This is a genomic window from Pseudoduganella sp. RAF53_2 (assembly GCF_052113985.1).
Taxonomy (GTDB): domain Bacteria; phylum Pseudomonadota; class Gammaproteobacteria; order Burkholderiales; family Burkholderiaceae_D; genus Rugamonas.
Window position 1 is genome coordinate 1 of the sequence record NZ_JBFRDW010001011.1, and the last position, 1,335, is coordinate 1,335.

Here is a 1,335-nt window from a genome sequence, read left to right on the forward strand (position 1 = left end):
GGTTGTTTCCTTGCACTATGACTTTTACTGACGTCCTTGGCCAGCAACACGCTGCCGCGCCTGATGCGCGCATCGTCTCGCTGGTGCCTTCCATTACCGAGCTGCTGTGCGACCTGGGCCTGGCGCCGCAACTTGTCGGCCGCACCGGCTTTTGCATCCATCCGGAACAGCTTGTACGCACGATCCCGAAAGTGGGCGGCACCAAGGACGTTAACATCGAGAAGATCCGCAAGCTGGCGCCGACCCACCTGGTGGTGAACATCGACGAGAACGAGAAGCCAACCGTCGACAAGCTAGCGGAATTTGTGCCGAACATCGTGGTCACGCATCCCATCACGCCGCGCGACAATATCGCGCTGGCCCAGCTGATGGGCGGCGTGTTCTGCGCCCGGCAGAAGGCAGACGATTGGTGCGCAGCATTCGCACGTGAACTCGCCGCGCTGGAAGCAGCGCCAAAAGGCGCGCCGCAGCGCGTGCTCTACTGCATCTGGCAGGACCCGTGGATGACTGTTTCGCGCGAGACGTACATTGCGCACATGCTGGCGCTGATTGGCTGGACGATTCCCGAACTGGGCGACGCACGTTATCCGAGCTTCAAATGGTCGGATGCATTGGTGGGGCAGATTGATCAGGTGCTGCTGTCGACGGAACCGTATCGCTTCAACGAGGAGCACGCAGACGCGCTCGAAAAGCAGATCGGCAAACCGGTACAGCTGGTGGACGGCGAGATGATGTCCTGGTACGGCAGCCGCGCACTGCGCGGCGTGCAGTACCTCAGGACATTAATTACTCCTCAGTAGTAGTGAACTCAGGCTGGGCGGCGTGGCGCTTGCTGTCTTGCAGGCGTCCCAGTGCGCTGTCGATTGCGCGCTGCAGTTTATCCGCCGCGCCATTGATGGATTGATGCAGGGTGGCATCGTGGTCGCTGACGGCGATAGGCTGGTAGCCATTCACACGCGCTTCCATCATGCAGCGGATATCGCCGTCTGCAGATTTCTTCGCATTGTTTTCGCTGAGGTGGACTTCGACGCGGCTGATGTGTTCGCCGAACCGGTGAAGCGCGGCTTGCACCACTTGGTGTACGTGGTCGTCAAGGCCGGCATGACGTTCGATGGTTTTATCGGTGTTCACATTGATTTGYATATGCTGCTCCCGTTTGTTCATCAAAGCGCGTTCTCACGCGATTCCATCCTACTCCTTTCTCAGGTATTCAGCAAAGAGGCTGCAATATTGACGAAGAGCCCCAATATCAGCAGATTGAAGAAGAAGCTCAGCACCGACTGGCCCAGCACCAGCTTGCGCAAATCGCTCGATTGCACGCAGACATCGGATGTT

Annotated in this window: 3 protein-coding genes; 1 reads left to right on the forward strand and 2 read right to left on the reverse strand. The window is 58.5% G+C overall.

Annotation, left to right across the window (positions count from 1 at the left end; translation table 11 throughout):
* Nucleotides 1-17: 17 nt before the first annotated feature.
* Nucleotides 18-800, forward strand: a complete 783-nt coding sequence (locus AB4Z11_RS31895) for a helical backbone metal receptor (RefSeq protein ID WP_442030208.1) — start codon at nt 18-20, stop codon at nt 798-800.
* Here AB4Z11_RS31895 and AB4Z11_RS31900 read toward each other — a convergent pair.
* Together AB4Z11_RS31900 and AB4Z11_RS31905 are read right to left on the reverse strand one after the other, a co-directional pair.
* Complete coding sequence (locus AB4Z11_RS31900) at nt 787-1,143, reverse strand: HPF/RaiA family ribosome-associated protein (protein ID WP_442030210.1); 357 nt, start codon at nt 1,141-1,143, stop codon at nt 787-789. The genes AB4Z11_RS31895 and AB4Z11_RS31900 overlap by 14 nt on opposite strands.
* Before the next feature lie 59 nt (nt 1,144-1,202).
* Nucleotides 1,203-1,335: DUF1345 domain-containing protein (locus AB4Z11_RS31905; RefSeq protein ID WP_442030212.1), on the reverse strand; the 133-nt coding region annotated here is incomplete at its 5' end.